This window comes from Arthrobacter sp. LjRoot78, assembly GCF_964254335.1.
Classification (GTDB): Bacteria; Actinomycetota; Actinomycetes; order Actinomycetales; family Micrococcaceae; genus Arthrobacter.
Window position 1 is genome coordinate 2,442,990 of record NZ_CAXUTG020000001.1, and the last position, 15,112, is coordinate 2,458,101.

Genomic DNA, 15,112 nt, shown 5'->3' on the forward strand with positions numbered 1-15,112 from the left:
CGCAGGCGGGTAGGTCACCGCAGGCCTAGCGGCGCACCGACGTCGCGATGACGGTGACCGCGTGTTCCACTGCGTACACGGGGTCCCGGGAAAGGCCTTTGACCTGCGCATCCGCTTCGGCCGTCACCTGGATGGAGCGGACCAGGCCTTCCGGCGTCCAGCGCCGGACGTCCCGCTGCGCCTGTTCCACCAGCCACGGCTGCATGCCAAGCTGCCGCGCAATCTGGGCCGAGGAACCGTGTGCGCCCGCAACTTTGGCTACCGTGCGGAGTTTGGCGGCCAGCGCGGCCACTAGCGGAACAGGGTCTGCCCCTGTTGCCAGGGCGTGGCGAAGCGTGGAGAGTGCCAGCGGAGCATTGCCGGCCAGGGCGGCGTCGGCAACTTTGAAGGCCGTCGCCTCGATCCGGCCGCCGTAGTAGCGGTCCACCATGTCTGTATCGACAGTCGTGGCTGCATCCGCGATGAGCTGGCTGCAGGCCGCGGCGAGTTCCGACAGGTTGGCTCCCACCGCATTGACCAGGGCATGAACGGCCTCGGGCTCGATGCGGCGCCCTGCCGCCTTGAATTCGGAGAGCACGAACGCCGACTTGTCCGCGTCCTTTTTCAGAGGCTGGCAATCGACCACGGGCCAGCCCGCAGACTTGATGGCGTCCAGCAGCTTCTTGCCCCTGACTCCGCCGCCGTGGCGGACCACCAGCACTGCGTCAGGCTCCGGATCCGCCAGGTATTTGAGGGCGTCCGCGAGGAAGGCGTCATTCATCGCTTCAGCGGACTCCACCTCGATGAGCTTGGATTCCCCGAACAGCGAAGGGCTGACGTTCATGGCGAGGGCGCCGGGTTCGTAACTGCCTGCGTTGAGCCTGGTGACTTCGACATCCGGCTGGGCTGCACGGACCTGCGACCTGATCCGGTCCATGGCGCGGATGCCGAGGTATTCTTCGGGTCCGCCGATCAGCACGACACTGGCCGGCGCTACATCGCGCCAGGTGGCCGTCGCTGACGTTGCCGGTTTGGATCGTGCTTTTTGCGCAGCGGCCACTCTTGGTTCCTCCCGGAATTCCGATTAATACCTCTAAGGCTCCCACGGCGGCGGCGCACATCAAAGCCGGTGAACGGTGGCACCAGCTCCAGCAGGTCGATGGTCCTTCGGTGCGCCGCCAGGACCAGTGTGGCCACGGCGCGCGGGTGCAGAATGAGCCAGAGGAGCAGTACGGAGCAGGCGGAGAATGACACCATGGTGGCCGCGCCGAACGGCCCCTCCGGCCATGGCAGGGCCGCGCCGGGCAAGGCCGCGAAGAACCTGGCGACGGCGGCGACTCCGGCCGAGCAGCCACCCGCAACCGCCATGGGAACATTGGCCGCCCATGGCGCGAGCGGCACCAGCGGCACGGCCGCAGTGCCGAGGATGGTGACCGGTGCCACGAGGGGCGCAGCCACCATGTTTGCCAGGAGGGCGTAGGACGAAAACTGGGGCTGCAGCAGGACGATGACCGGCCCGCAGAAGAGCTGGGCGGAAAGCGGTACCGCCAGGCCGGCGGCAAGCCAGCGCGGGACAACCGGCGGCAGCCATTCCATGATCCGCGGCCCGGCAAGCACGATGCCGAGCGTGGCCAGCACGGACAGCAGGAAGCTGAAGCTGGTACCGAGTGCCGGGTCTGCCATGAGGAGTCCGGTCACCGCGAGGCAAAGGAAGCTCAGCCCGCGACCGGCCCGGCCGCCGGACAGGGATACGAGCCCGATCGCCCCCATCAGCGCTGCCCGGAGGACACTTGCATCCGGACCCACCATCAGGACGAATAGTGCCAGTCCGGTGAGCGCGGCTGCCGCGGCCGGGGCCCGGGGTAGTCGAACACTCCGCGCGGCCAGCAACAGCGCCCCCAGGATGAGGCTGCAGTTGGCCCCGCTGACAGCGGTCAGGTGGGTCATGCCGACAGTCTTCATGGCGCTTTCCAGCTGTTCATCGAGGAAGCCCGTATCACCCGTGACCATTCCTGGCAGGAGGCCGCGGGCATCGCCGCCGATCCATTCCGCGGCAGCGGCAAACCCGCTCCGGAGCGCGACAGGTCCTTCCCGCCATGCCGAGGGGGCAACCGTGGTGGCCGGGCCGGTGGTGGCGGACAAAGTGCCCGCCTGTGCCTGGCCGGCATCGGCCGGCTGCAGTTTTCCTGTGGTCCGGACCCGCTGCCCGGGGACCACGTGCTGCCAGTCGTCACCGCCCACGATCAGCACGCGTGCATCACCCCTGATGAGGCGCCCGTTTGCGATGATCGTGATCGCTGTTGCCTGGACAGCCCACCGGCCGGATCCGGTGCGGCCGGGAACCTTGAGTTCACGCGGCGAGCCTTCTATCTCCGCCTCAACCACAACTGCGGAGCGGGCCGTCACGGCGTCCGCCACGGGTCCGTCATGCTTCTGGGACGCTGCTACCGCCGCGTGGGACGCGACGGCTGCCGATAGCACCAGGGCAACGGCAAGAGTGGTCAGGAAGCTGCGCGGCGCCAGCCCAATCCCGTGAGTCCGCACCCGGCGCCGGCTGATCACCACAAGCAGCACCACGGCCGAGAGGAGGAGTCCCCCGATCAACACGCAGAGCGCGGGCAACGGCAACCAGACACCGCCGACGGCGGCCGTCCAGGTGAGGAGGGCACAAGGTGCCAGGCGAAGGTCAGTCCTGCGCCGTGGTCTCCCGCCGGCTCCGGACGCAGCAGGTTTTCCGATTCCCTGCGCCCTGTCCTCCGGCGGGGGAAGAAGGCGGGCGGCAACCATAGCCCGCAGTCCCGCAGACGTCCGGGGCACAATGCCCTGGATACCGGCGGAGCGTGTTCCCGGTGTACTAGGAAAAATCGACGTCGGGTCACCGGTAGCATGCCGCGGCGGCAGCAAGGCCTCGTCCTGCCCGCCCCGGACGGCTGCGTCGACGAAGCGCTGCCACGGACTGGGGCGGCCCATCTCAGGAGACCCGCACGAGCGGCAACAGCGTTTCCAGCATCTTAGGGCCGACGCCGTCCACGGCGTCGAGTTCCTCTACGGCGCTGAACCGTCCGTGTTCCTTCCGCCAATCAAAGATGCGCTGGGCCAGGACGGGCCCTACCCGGGGCAGTGTCCCCAGTTCCTCCACGGACGCCGTATTCAGGTCGACTTTGGCACTGCCTGTTCCCTGCCCGCCGGAACCTGTTCCGTCGGACCCGGTTTCGTTGCCAGCCGTTCCCTGGGCCTCCGCCGGATCCCCCGCCTGCGGAACGTGGATCTTCTGGCCATCTGCCAGCACGGAGGCCAGGTTCAGCCGTTCCAGGTCAGCCGTGGCCGTACTGCCTCCGACGGCGGCGATTGCCTCGTGGATCCGGCTGCCTTCCGGCAGTTCCACAACACCTGCCCTGTTGACCGCCCCCGTGACATGAACCACGATCTTCCTGCCGGAGGCAGGCCCGGAAGCCTGCCCTCCTTCTGACGTCCCGCCGGACTCCCCCGGGTCTGTCCCGGTGCTTCCATCCGGCTGCCCGCGTGCGTCCGGGGTGCTGACATCGCTCAGCGGCACCACCTGGCCGCGGCTGCTGGCGACGTCCCACCAGAACCAGCCGCCCAGCAGGAGGCTCACTATTCCCAGCAGCACCGCAACGCGGATGCCTGTGCGCCACCTGAACTTCGCGGGTCCGGAGGCCCTGCCACCGGCGGAGGCGTCAGGCGTATCCAGATCCGGCTGCGCACCGCCGTCGTAGGTGAAAGTCCCTTGGCCGGGGGCTCCGTGCTCCAGCAGCCCCTGTCCTGTGGCCCCGGCTGTTCCTGGCCCGCCGCTGTCATCACCGCCGGCCGGCCCAAGGGAAGCCGTCAGCCGCCGCCGTGCACGCGTGGCCGCGGCAGGTGCTCCCGCTTCCGCTTTCCGGGGTGACATACCCACAACGCTAGGAGAACACGGCGGGAACGGACACTGCGGAGGGCCGTATGTGGAAAGCGGCCGCACAACAGGTCACCGGGACGACGGCCGGTATTTTCACCATTGAATTTACATATTGACGGGGAAGCGCCGCCGCCTTAGCATTTTGCCCTGCCCCGAATCCTGGGAAAGAGTCTGAAGAATGGGGACGGTCATGATGGCAAAAAGGTCTGTGCTCTTTTCCGGTTGCGGAGTTGGTCTGGGGCTCCTGCTTGCGACCGGCGCGACGCCAGCCGGCGCGGCAGGCAACGCGGCAGGTAGTGAAGGGACCCAGTTCACCGAATACTCGTCGTGTATCACGGATGAGCTTTCCGGCTGGACGTTTTGCCAGACGGGCACTGATCGGCACATCGAGGTGCATACGCCGAGCGGAGTCGCAGTCTTCCAGGGAAGCGGTGACGTGAGCGCCACCCAGATCTCCCCCGACGGCGAAACCATCACAGTGGACAACACGCACAAGTTCGTCAGCGTGTTTGCCTACTACGAAAGCCCGTGGTCCTTCGACGCTAATGTCATCAAAACCGGCGCGACAAGTGTCTACACGTTTCCCGATGGTGCCTCCTGCACCATCGTGTCGGACAGCATCAGCGTCCTCGAGAAAAGCCGCTACAACCGTGACACGGTGACCTGCAGCCCCTGACCCGGACTGTTCCAACTGGCTACTTCTGGTAAGTGATGTAGGCCTCGTACTGGACCCGCCATGCGTCAGGCGCCTTCGGATCGGGCACCGTCGTGGTGAGGAACTGGACGCTCGTCACCTGGCCCTTGAGATACTTCAGCCAGTTCGTCACTTCTTCGGACACGTCCTTGTCGAACTGCGCCACGTGGTGCACCTGCATTGTCATGGAAGCCTCCTTGCTCGGTAGGGAGCGTGCTTGGTGGGGAGACTGTACTACCGGCGCCGCTATTGGGCCAGAGCGGGCTCCTTTTGCGGTGTGCTGCTCTCCCCCACGATCACGGCGAGGACACCCAGCCCCGCGTGGGCGGCGAGGACGGCCGGCAGCGAACTGATCTGCGCGGGGGGTACGTCCGGGAGCGAGGCTGCCAGCCGTTCCGCAAGCTCAGCGGCTTCCCCGGGATTGCCGAAGTGGTGGACGGCCAGGCGGGCCTGGCCGGGGGGACGCGCGGCGGCGTCCGCCACCACAATTTCCTCGAGGCGCGCCACGGCCCGCGAGGCGGACCTGACCTTTTCCAGCGGAACGATTTTCCCGTCATCCACGGCGAGGATCGGCTTGATGGCAAACATCGTCCCCCACAGGGATGCCGCCGCTCCGATCCGGCCTCCGCGGCGTAGCTGCTCCAGGCTGGGTAAATAGAAATACACCCTGGTACGGGCCAGCCGTTCTTCCGCAAAGGCGCGCACTTCAGGGGCTGCCCGGCCGTCTGCCGCCGCGACCACCGCACTCTGCACACCCATGCCCAGTGCCATGCCCACGGTCTTCGAGTCGACCACTTCCACGGGGATGCCGACGCGCGATGCCGCGAGCCTGGCGGAGTCGGCAGTTCCGGAAAGTGCCCCGGAAATATGCACGGAGACCACCGCTTCGAAGCCGCGGCGCTGCGCCGCAAGATAGGCCTGCTCAAACTGGCCGGGCGACGGCCGCGACGTCTTGACCGGCGTGCCCGTAGCCAGCGCCACCGCAATGGTCTCGGTGATGTCGTCTTCGCCTTCGCCGTAGATCTCGGGCCCCACCATAACGGGCATGGGAACCACGGTCAGCCGGCCGTCGGCGGCAAAGTCCATGACCCAGTCGGCCGGAAGCGCCGCTGCGGAATCGGTCACCACCGCAGTGCGCACGACGGCGGCCGTAACCACTTCCTGTGCCGCGCCCGCCGTTCGGGAAGACTGGCGCAGGCGGGCCAGCCGTTCCTTCAGCCACGGCCATCCGGCCGGCTCCCGGTCGTTCACGGCGTCCCCCTGCTGCTACGGTCAAACATCATGGCCGGCCGCCGGCGATACCGGCGGCCGGTGTCCCGGCTAGGCCGGGACGATGTTGACCAGTTTAGGGGCACGCACGATGACCGTGCGGATACCGCGCCCGTCGAGGGCGCGCTGGACGTTCTCCGACGCCAGGGCCAGTTCACGCAGCTCGTCCTCGCCGATCCCCGGGGAGACCTCGAGCCGGTCGCGGACCTTGCCCTGCACCTGGACCACGGCGGTCACGGTTTCCTGCACGAGGAGTGCTTCGTCATGCGCGGGCCAGCCGGCGTTCGCCACCGAGGCGGGATGCCCCAGCACATTCCACATGTCCTCGGCCGTGTAGGGCGCAAAAAGGCTCAGGATGACCGCAACGGCTTCCGCCGCTTCGCGGACCGCTGGATCCGCCCCGCCTGCACCCGAGTCGATGACCTTGCGGGTCGCGTTGACAAGCTCCATCAGTTTGGCCACCACAACGTTGAACTTGTTGCCGTCCAGCAGTGCGGCGGCGTCGGCGATGGTGCGGTGCGTGACAGAGCGCAGCGCGCGGTCTCCCTGGGCAGCGTCCGTTCCGGGCGCGCTGGTGACATCCTGCGCCAGGCGCCACGCCCGGGCCAGGAACTTGGCGGAGCCCGACGGCGAAACGTCCGCCCAGTCGACGTCGTCCTCCGGCGGGGAGGCGAAAATCATGGTGAGCCGCACGGCGTCAACGCCGTACTTGTCCAGCTGTTCTCCGAGGTCAACACCGTTGCCCAGTGACTTGCTCATGGCCTTGCCCCCGTTGAGGACCTGGCCCTGGTTGAGCAGTGCGCTGAACGGCTCGTCGGCGTCGATCATGCCGAGGTCGTGGATGACCTTGGTGAAGAACCGTGCGTACAGCAGGTGCAGGATGGCGTGCTCCACGCCGCCCACGTACTGCCCCACGGGCATCCAGTCGTTGATCTTCTCCGGGTCGAAGGGACCCTCGGTGTACTGCGGGGAAACGAACCGCAGGAAGTACCAGGACGAGTCAACGAACGTGTCCATGGTGTCGGTGTCGCGCTTGGCGGGGCCGTGGCAGTTGGGGCACTCAACGTTGACCCAGGCTTCGGCGGCGGCGAGCGGGGACGTGCCCTTCGGGGACAGGTCTTCACCGCGCAGGTCGGCCGGCAGGGTGACGGGCAGCTGTTCGTCGGGAACAGGGACCTCGCCGCAGGCGGGGCAGTGGATGATCGGGATGGGCGTGCCCCAGAAGCGCTGGCGGCTGAGCAGCCAGTCACGGAGGCGGAAGTTGACGAATTTTTCGCCGGTTCCCTGTTTCTCCAGCATGTCGATCGCGGCCGGGATGGCCTCAGCCTTGGGCAGGCCGTCGAGCACGCCGGAGTTGATCAGGGTGCCTTCTCCCGCCGTGGCCGTACCGGTGACCGCGGGGTCGTCCTCTCCCGTGTCCAGCACGGCGCGGACGGGCAGGTCGAAGGTTTTGGCGAAGTCCAGGTCGCGCTGGTCATGGGCGGGGACAGCCATGATGGCGCCCGTGCCGTAGTCAGCCAGGACATAGTCCGCTGCCCAGACCGCCAGCTTTTCGCCGTTAAGGGGGTTGACCGCGTAACGGCCGGTGAACACGCCCGTCTTTTCCCGTTCGGTGGACTGCCGTTCGATTTCGGACAGCGCCTTGACCTGTTCGCGGTAGGCGTCCAACGCGGCGGCGTGCTCGTCCGTGACCAGTTCGACTGCCAGCGGCGCGTCTGCGGCGACAACGAAGAACGTGGCACCGTACAGGGTGTCCGGGCGGGTGGTAAAGACAGTGACGTCCTTGGCCGGCTTCTCGCCGTCGGCTTCGATCACGAAGTTGACGTGGGCGCCTTCGGAGCGGCCGATCCAGTTCTTCTGCATGGCCAGGACGCGCTCGGGCCAGTGGCCGCGCAGCTCGTCCATGTCGTCCAGCAGGCGGTCGGCGTAGTCGGTGATCTTGAAGTACCACTGGTTCAGGGACTTCTTGGTCACGGCGGTGCCACAGCGTTCGCAGGCGCCGTTGACCACCTGTTCGTTGGCCAGCACGGTCTGGTCCTTGGGGCACCAGTTGACCGGGGAATCCTTCCGGTACGCCAGGCCGCGCTCGTAGAAGCGCTTGAACAGCCACTGGGTCCAGCGGTAGTACCCCGGGTCGGAGGTGTGCAGGCGCCGCGACCAGTCTGCGGAGATGGCGTAGCGCTTGAAGGACGCCGCCTGGGTGTCGATATTGGCGTAGGTCCACTCGCTGGGATGCGCATTGCGCTTGATGGCGGCGTTCTCTGCGGGCAGGCCGAAGGAGTCCCAGCCGATCGGGTGCAGGACGTCAAAGCCCTTCTGGCGCAGGTACCGCGCGACGACGTCGCCCATGGCAAACGCTTCGGCGTGGCCCATGTGCAGGTCACCTGAGGGGTAAGGGAACATGTCGAGGACGTAACGGCGCTCGCGCGAGCCGTCGTCCAGGGGGGTGAACACCTTGAGGTCTTCCCACACCTGCGGCCATTTGGCCTCCATCGCGGCGAAGCTGTAGGTGCCCTCCTCGGGACCTTCCGTTGCGACTGCTGCTGTTCCGGTCTCTGTCTCCGGCTGAACGCTCACTGCTGCCCTCTTCTGTTCTGTACCGCTTGTCGTAAGGCTCTGGCGTCCTGTCCCGCCCCGGCCTCCTGATCCCCTGCTTGTGGCCGGGGGATAACCCCAGACACACAAAAGCCCCTCGACATGGAGGGGCGGCCGCTCGGCAATCCGTACTTGGTCGGGATACCGCGCGGCTAGCTAAGCAGAAGGATCGCACGCATAGAACTACTTTAGCGCACCTCCACCATCACCTGAACGTAAGTCGCCACGAGCGGCTGAATAGCTGACGGACAAGTTGATGGCAGCCGCACCTCGCCGGGACGGGCGGGGCAGCTGCGGCTGCCATCAACGACAGGTCAGACTACTTCACGTCCTCGTCGACCCAGTCCATGGACTTCGTCACGGCCTTCTTCCAAAGGCGCATCTGGCGGTCCCGTTCCCCTGCGTCCATCTGCGGTTCCCAGCGCTTGTCCTCGGACCAGTTGGCCGAGCACTCCCCCAGGTCCTTCCAGAACCCGACGGCAAGGCCGGCAGCATAGGCAGCACCGAGGGCCGTGGTCTCCACGACCTTCGGCCGGATCACCGGAACGCCCAGGATGTCCGCCTGGAACTGCATCAGGGCGTCATTGGCGACCATGCCGCCGTCGACCTTCAACTCCGTCAGCGGAACACCGGAGTCCGCGTTGACGGCGTCGAGCACCTCACGGGTCTGGAAGGCAGTGGCCTCCAGGGCCGCACGGGCGATGTGGTTCCTGTTGACGAAGCGGGTCAGGCCCACGATGGCGCCGCGGGCGTCGGACCGCCAGTACGGTGCGAACAGTCCCGAGAACGCCGGCACGATGTAAACGCCGCCGTTGTCCTTGACCGAGGCGGCGAGCGTTTCCACTTCCGGGGCACTGCTGATCAACCCGAGGTTGTCCCGCAGCCACTGGATGAGGGATCCGGTGACGGCGATGGAGCCTTCCAGCGCATAGTGCGGAGCAGCGTCCCCCAGCTTGTAGCCCACCGTGGTCAGCAGGCCGTTCTTGGAGTGGACGATTTCCTCGCCGGTGTTGAAGATCAGGAAGCAGCCGGTGCCGTAAGTGTTCTTGGCCTCGCCGGCCTCAAACGCCGCCTGGCCGAACGTTGCCGCCTGCTGGTCGCCAAGAATGCCGGCAACCGGGGTTTCGCGGAGCAGCTGTGAGGTGTGGACCGTGCCATAGACCTCGGAGGAGGACTTGATGGCCGGCATCATGGAGGCTGGAACGCCGAAGGCATCCAGAATCTCCTGGTCCCAGGACAGTGTGTCGAGGTCCATGAACATGGTCCGGGAGGCGTTGGTGACGTCGGTGACGTGCACGCCGCCGTCCACTCCGCCCGTGAGGTTCCACAGGACCCAGCAGTCCGTGTTGCCGAAGACCAGATCGCCGGCTTCGGCCTTGGCACGCGCGCCCTCCACGTTGTCCAGGATCCACTTGATCTTGGTGCCGGAGAAGTACGTTGCCAGCGGCAGGCCCACCTTCTGCTTGAAACGCTCCGGGCCGCCGTCCTTGGCCAGTTCGTCGACGATGTCCTGGGTCCGGGTGTCCTGCCAGACGATGGCGTTGTATACGGCCTCGCCCGTCGTTTTGTCCCAGACAACGGCCGTTTCGCGCTGGTTGGTGATGCCGACGGCGGCGATGTCGTGCCGGGTCAGGTTTGCCTTGGACAGGGCGGACGCGATGACCTCGCGGGTGTTGTTCCAGATTTCTGCGGGGTCGTGTTCCACCCAGCCTGCCTGCGGAAAGATCTGCTCGTGTTCCATCTGGCCCGAGGAGACGATGCTGCCGCTGTGGTCGAAGACGATGGCGCGGGTGCTGGTGGTGCCCTGGTCGATGGCGATTACGTACTGGTTCATGTTGACGTCCTTGTCTGTTGTCTGAAGGGCTTGGAGGGGGTCTTGGAAGGCCGGACGGGGATCAGGAAGCCGCCGCGGCGATGATCGGCACTACTGCTGCGACGGCGCCGGCGAGTCCGCCGCCTACCAGCGGCCCGACAACCGGGATCCAGGAATAGCTCCAGTCGCTGGAGCCCTTGCCCTTGATGGGCAGCAGTGCGTGGGCGATACGGGGACCGAGGTCGCGGGCGGGGTTGATGGCGTAGCCGGTGGGGCCGCCGAGGGACACGCCGATGCCGACAACCAGCAGGGCAACGGCCAGCGGGCCCAGTCCCGAAGGGGTCCCGCCGAGGGTCAGGATGACGAAGACGAGGACAAAGGTGCCGATGATCTCGGTGATCAGGTTCCACGGTGTAGAGCGGATGGCCGGGCCGGTAGAAAACACGGCAAGCTTGCTGGCGGGCTCCGGCTCGGCGTCGAAGTGCTGCTTGTGGGCCAGCCACATGACCACTGCACCCAGGAACGCGCCCAGGAACTCACCGCCGAAGTAGGTCAGCGTAGATGCGAAGTCGACACTCACGCCGGGAGCATACTCCGTCTTACCGTTGAGCAGCAGGCCGAAAGTGACGGCGGGATTCAGGTGTGCGCCGGACTTGGCGGCCACGAAAACACCGCAGAAGACCGCAATGCCCCACCCCCAGGTGACCATCAGGAATCCGCCGTTGTTGCCCTTGGTGCCTTTGAGCGCGACGTTTGCCACAACGCCGCAACCCAGCAGGGTCAGCATCGCGGTTCCGAATACTTCGGAAAGGAAAACAATTCCAAGAGACATCTTTGACTCCTCTATTTTCTGTTGTCAGCCCTTCGCGAGTTTGAAGGGCTGTTGGGCCGGCAACGTGGTTGCGTTGCCGGCCGGCTGCTGCGCCGGCTGTTCCTCCAGCGGAACCGCGCAGCCCCTGCGCCCGGGCACTCCCTCCCCGGGCACGCAAGCTATCTAGGCGACCAGGCTGTGGACCTGGACGCCGTGGAAGCGTTCAAGCACCTCCTGGGCATAGTGGATCTCGGCTGTCCTGGCGGCGGCGTCCCAGCCGAGCGGAGCGGCAAGGACCTCTGCCACCTCGTTGAGGAGTTCGCCCGTAACCAGCCCGCGGAAGGCCAGGGACGTCCGCCGGATCAGCACGTCGATGAGGTGACCTACCTGTTCGTTGCGGGCCATGAACTCCAGTTCGCGGACACTGAGTTCCCGCGTGGAGTGCAGGAGCCTGTCCGGTCCGGCGTCGAGATAGCGCAGGACTTCTTCGGCGCGGGTACCGTAGCGGGTCAGCAATCCGGAGATCCGGTCAGCGTCCCGGCCGGCGGACATGTGTGCCTTGATCCACTGCTGGACTCCGGACGGGGTGTCCGGGAAGCCTGCGCCGCCGCCGATGGCGAGTTTCGCCGTCGAGACCTTCCGTTCCAGGCCCAGTTCCTTGAGCACGTCATTTGTCAGGTGTTCTGCCAGCGCCCGGAACGTGGTCCATTTGCCGCCCACCAGGCTGAGTACGACGGCGCCGCCGACTGACGTTGCCTGTCCGCTGGACACCGCTCCCTGTCCGCCGCGCTCGATCCGGTAGTCCCGGCTGACGAAGCCGGGCTGGGTGGCGTCGTGCCTGGGCAGCGGGCGGACACCGGCGAAGGTGTACACGATCTGGTCCCGGCTCACCGCGACGTCCGGGAAGACATGGCCGATCAGGTCGAAGAAGTAGTCGATCTCGGCGTCGGTGCAGACGGCATCCTCTGCCATGTCCGCATCCACGTCGGTGGTGCCCACCAGCACGCGGTCACCCATCGGGTAGATCAGTACGATCCGGCCGTCGGTGTGTTCAAAGAAGATTTCGCGGCCGTTGCAGGCTTCGAGGAGCCCCGGGTGGTCCAGCACGATATGCGAGCCCTTTGTCCCGCCCATAAAAGCTGATGCGGCGCCCATGGCCTGGTTGGTCAGGTCCACCCAGGCGCCGGTGGTGTTGACGATGACGTCCGCCGTGAAGTCGAAGACTTCGCCGGTGAGCTCGTCGCGAAGCTGGACAGTGCTGCCGCCAGTGGATCCCGCCGAATTTCCGGCTGCCCCGCCCATGGACAGGAGCGAGAGGTAGTTGCTGGCCCGGGCGTCACTCGGACCCGCGGCACCGGCCTTTTCGCCGTCCTGGAGCACGTCGAGCGTGAGCCGCTCGGGGTTGTGGACGGAGGCATCGAAGTAGGTGGCCGCGTACTTGATTCCGGGGTGCAGCCGCGGCAGCTCCGCCAGGGCGCGCTTCCGGCCGCGGAACTGGTGGCGCGGAACTGTGCCGCCGTCGCGTGAGAAGAAGTCGTACATGCTCAGGCCGAGCTTGATCAGGAAGGCGCCGCGTTCTTTCGGCTTGCCCTGCTGCTTGTGGGTCAGGAACCGCAGGGGCGCGGACAGCACGCCGGAGAAGGTGCTGAAGATGGGAATGGTGGTCTGGAGCGGCTTGACGTAGTGGGGAGCGATGCGCAGCAGCCGGTTGCGTTCGACAACGGACTCCTGGACCAGACGGAATTCACCGTTTTCCAGGTACCGGATTCCGCCGTGGATCATGTGCGACGATGCACCGCTGGCCCCCTGGCAGTAGTCCCCGCGTTCCACGAGCGCAACATCGACGCCCTGTAGTGCCAGATCGCGGAACGTGCCTACGCCGTTGATTCCGCCGCCGATGATCAGGACCTGCGCGCGGGGCCGCTTTCGCAGGTTCTGCACTGAGGACCGCTGGCGGCTGGAAGACGGATGGCCGGATGAATCGTTGGTTCCCAAATCTGCTCCTTTGGGTTTGGTTCTGTGCGGCACGCCTCAGCGCGGCGCCGTTCACCACTATTGTTTGGACTAATGGAAAATGGAGTCAAGCACTATGCACAAACGTGCAGAACGGAAGCCGAATGCCGCGTTCACGCCACTCAGAAGCCCTCAGGGCTGCACAACTGTATTACCTCCAGGACCTCACGATGGACGCCATAGCCAGGGAGCTCCGGACCTCAAGATCCACGGTTTCCCGCCTTTTATCGACTGCCCGCGAAACCGGTCTGGTGCAGATCCAGATCCGCAATCCGCTCGACACAGGACCCGAACTGGAGAACATGATCCGCTCCCAATACGGCGTCGATGTGCACGTCGTTCCGGTGGTGGACACCCTGAATGAGGCGGAGACCCTTGACAGGGTGGCCATGCAGGCGGCAAGGACGATCGGTCCGCTGGTCGACTCAAACGCGATCATCGGCGTCGCATGGGGATCCACCCTCAGCGCGGTCAGCCGCCACCTGACCCGCAAGATCACCCATGACAGCGTGATCGTCCAGCTCAACGGTGCCGGGAACATGCAGACCACCGGCATTACCTACGCCAGCGACATCATGCGCAGGTTCGGCAGCGCCTACGGGGCGCGTGTTGAACAGTTTCCCGTTCCGGCGTTCTTTGACCACGCCGCCACGAAAACCGCCATGTGGAATGAACGCAGCGTCCAGCGCATCCTGGAACTGCAGTCACGCATGAGCATTGCCATTTTCGGCGTGGGTTCAGTGGACGCCGACTACCCGAGCCACGTCTATGCCGGCGGCTACCTCGACGAGAGCGACCTGAACATTCTGGCCAGCTCGGACGTGGTGGGTGACGTTGCCACCGTGTTTTTCCGCGGCGACGGGTCCTCCGACGGCATCACGCTCAACGAAAGATCCACCGGCCCGGCGCTGGCACAGCTGCGGCAGGTCCGGCGTCGGATATGCGTTGTATCAGGAGCCTCGAAGATCAACGGGCTGCGCGGCGCGCTCGCAGCCGGGCTCGCCACTGACCTGATCCTCGATGAAGCCATGGCGCGGCGCCTGGTGAGTTTCGACGGGTTATCGTGAAGCCTTCGGCGGAAGGCCGCGCGGCCTGTCCCGGGGAGCCGGCCGCGGGGAGTCGGTAGAGTCAGTGCTATGAAAACCTCGCCCCGGCTAAGCCTCAACAACGGTGTGCTGATCGACCAACTGGGCTTCGGGCTCTACAAGGTTCCCCCGGCAGACGCTGCCGGCCTGGTGACCATGGCACTCGAAGCCGGCTACCGGCACTTCGACACTGCGTCCATGTACGGGAATGAAACCGGGGTGGGCAAGGCCATCGGCGCCCTCTCCGGCTTCGCCGGCAGCGGAGCCGGCGGCGGCTCCGGCGAGGCGGCGCCGTCGCTCTCCCGCGAGGACCTCTTCGTCACCACGAAAGTGTGGAATGACGACCACGGCTACGACGCAACGATGCGGGCCTTCCAGACGTCCATGTCCAACCTCGGCCTGGAATACCTGGACCTCTACCTCATCCACTGGCCCTGCGCCCGCCGCGGACTCTTCACCGAAAGTTACCGGGCCATGGAAACGCTGTACCGCGAGGGCCGGATCCGGGCCATCGGAGTTTCCAACTTCCAGCCGGCCCATCTGGAACGCCTCCTGGAGACGGCCGAAGTGGTCCCCGCCGTGAACCAGGTGGAACTTCATCCCTGGCTGCAGCAGGACGAACTCCGGGCCCTGCACGACCGGCTTGGCATCCGCACCGAGGCCTGGAGTCCGCTGGGCCGGGGCCAGGTGCTCGAGGATCCAGTGGTTGTAGAGCTGGCAGCGGCGCACGGCCGGACCGCGGCCCAGGTCATCCTGAGGTGGCATGTGCAGCTGGGCAACGTGGTCATTCCGAAAGCCAGCTCTTATTCCCGGATCCGGGAAAACCTTGATGTCTTCGGCTTCACGCTGGATGCGTCGGACATGGCCGCCCTTGCAGCCCTGGAACGCAACCACCGCACAGGCTCCCACCCGGACAACGTCAACTAGGATTCGACAC

Annotated in this window: 12 protein-coding genes; 3 read left to right on the forward strand and 9 right to left on the reverse strand. The window is 66.1% G+C overall.

Annotated features, from left to right (window positions below; all coding sequences use genetic code 11):
- Nucleotides 1–25 precede the first annotated feature (25 nt).
- From holA to ACSQ1X_RS11335, 3 genes are all read right to left on the reverse strand, one after another.
- Nucleotides 26–1,039, reverse strand: coding sequence for a DNA polymerase III subunit delta (gene holA, locus ACSQ1X_RS11325; RefSeq protein WP_436057735.1), 1,014 nt, complete (start codon nt 1,037–1,039; stop codon nt 26–28).
- Nucleotides 973–2,766, reverse strand: a complete 1,794-nt coding sequence (locus ACSQ1X_RS11330; RefSeq protein WP_436057736.1) for a ComEC/Rec2 family competence protein — start codon at nt 2,764–2,766, stop codon at nt 973–975. The genes holA and ACSQ1X_RS11330 overlap by 67 nt, the downstream gene beginning before the upstream one ends.
- A 184-nt stretch (nt 2,767–2,950) precedes the next feature.
- Nucleotides 2,951–3,889, reverse strand: coding sequence for a helix-hairpin-helix domain-containing protein (locus ACSQ1X_RS11335; protein ID WP_436057737.1), 939 nt, complete (start codon nt 3,887–3,889; stop codon nt 2,951–2,953).
- Between the two features lie 184 nt (nt 3,890–4,073).
- Here ACSQ1X_RS11335 and ACSQ1X_RS11340 point away from each other — a divergent pair, with 184 nt between their 5' ends.
- Nucleotides 4,074–4,571, forward strand: coding sequence for a hypothetical protein (locus ACSQ1X_RS11340; protein WP_436057738.1), 498 nt, complete (start codon nt 4,074–4,076; stop codon nt 4,569–4,571).
- Nucleotides 4,572–4,590: 19 nt separating this feature from the next.
- Here ACSQ1X_RS11340 and ACSQ1X_RS11345 read toward each other — a convergent pair whose 3' ends face one another.
- From ACSQ1X_RS11345 to ACSQ1X_RS11370, 6 genes are all read right to left on the reverse strand, one after another.
- A complete protein-coding gene (locus tag ACSQ1X_RS11345) occupies nt 4,591–4,776 on the reverse strand; it encodes a hypothetical protein (protein WP_028269142.1) in 186 nt (61 codons plus the stop codon).
- A gap of 59 nt (nt 4,777–4,835) precedes the next feature.
- Nucleotides 4,836–5,840, reverse strand: a complete 1,005-nt coding sequence (locus ACSQ1X_RS11350) for a DegV family protein (protein ID WP_436057739.1) — start codon at nt 5,838–5,840, stop codon at nt 4,836–4,838.
- A gap of 69 nt (nt 5,841–5,909) precedes the next feature.
- Nucleotides 5,910–8,435 (reverse strand): leucine--tRNA ligase, encoded by a 2,526-nt coding sequence (gene leuS, locus ACSQ1X_RS11355; RefSeq protein WP_436057740.1) that lies wholly within the window; start codon nt 8,433–8,435, stop codon nt 5,910–5,912.
- Between the two features lie 337 nt (nt 8,436–8,772).
- The gene (gene glpK, locus ACSQ1X_RS11360; RefSeq protein ID WP_028269139.1) at nt 8,773–10,287 is read right to left on the reverse strand and encodes a glycerol kinase GlpK; all 1,515 of its coding nucleotides are present in this window, start codon (nt 10,285–10,287) and stop codon (nt 8,773–8,775) included.
- 61 nt (nt 10,288–10,348) lie between these two features.
- On the reverse strand, nt 10,349–11,098 hold the full coding sequence (locus tag ACSQ1X_RS11365; RefSeq protein ID WP_436057741.1) for an MIP/aquaporin family protein: 750 nt from the start codon (nt 11,096–11,098) through the stop codon (nt 10,349–10,351).
- Nucleotides 11,099–11,260: 162 nt separating this feature from the next.
- Nucleotides 11,261–13,072, reverse strand: a complete 1,812-nt coding sequence (locus tag ACSQ1X_RS11370; RefSeq protein WP_436057742.1) for a glycerol-3-phosphate dehydrogenase/oxidase — start codon at nt 13,070–13,072, stop codon at nt 11,261–11,263.
- 122 nt (nt 13,073–13,194) lie between these two features.
- Between ACSQ1X_RS11370 and ACSQ1X_RS11375 the strand changes: the two genes are divergently transcribed.
- Both ACSQ1X_RS11375 and ACSQ1X_RS11380 read left to right on the forward strand, forming a co-directional pair.
- Nucleotides 13,195–14,157 carry a sugar-binding transcriptional regulator gene (locus ACSQ1X_RS11375; RefSeq protein WP_436057743.1) on the forward strand — a complete coding sequence of 321 codons (963 nt, stop codon included), beginning with the start codon at nt 13,195–13,197 and terminating at the stop codon, nt 14,155–14,157.
- 69 nt (nt 14,158–14,226) lie between these two features.
- Nucleotides 14,227–15,102 (forward strand): aldo/keto reductase, encoded by an 876-nt coding sequence (locus ACSQ1X_RS11380; RefSeq protein WP_436057744.1) that lies wholly within the window; start codon nt 14,227–14,229, stop codon nt 15,100–15,102.
- Nucleotides 15,103–15,112: the final 10 nt, after the last annotated feature.

Coding starts and splice junctions, on each gene's coding strand:
- glpK (WP_028269139.1), bottom strand. CDS start 10,287: ATGAACCAGTACGTAATCGCCATCGACCAGGGCACCACCAGCACCCGC.
- ACSQ1X_RS11365 (WP_436057741.1), bottom strand. CDS start 11,098: ATGTCTCTTGGAATTGTTTTCCTTTCCGAAGTATTCGGAACCGCGATG.
- ACSQ1X_RS11375 (WP_436057743.1), top strand. CDS start 13,195: ATGCCGCGTTCACGCCACTCAGAAGCCCTCAGGGCTGCACAACTGTAT.
- ACSQ1X_RS11330 (WP_436057736.1), bottom strand. CDS start 2,766: ATGGTTGCCGCCCGCCTTCTTCCCCCGCCGGAGGACAGGGCGCAGGGA.
- ACSQ1X_RS11380 (WP_436057744.1), top strand. CDS start 14,227: ATGAAAACCTCGCCCCGGCTAAGCCTCAACAACGGTGTGCTGATCGAC.
- ACSQ1X_RS11335 (WP_436057737.1), bottom strand. CDS start 3,889: ATGTCACCCCGGAAAGCGGAAGCGGGAGCACCTGCCGCGGCCACGCGT.
- ACSQ1X_RS11340 (WP_436057738.1), top strand. CDS start 4,074: ATGGGGACGGTCATGATGGCAAAAAGGTCTGTGCTCTTTTCCGGTTGC.
- ACSQ1X_RS11345 (WP_028269142.1), bottom strand. CDS start 4,776: ATGACAATGCAGGTGCACCACGTGGCGCAGTTCGACAAGGACGTGTCC.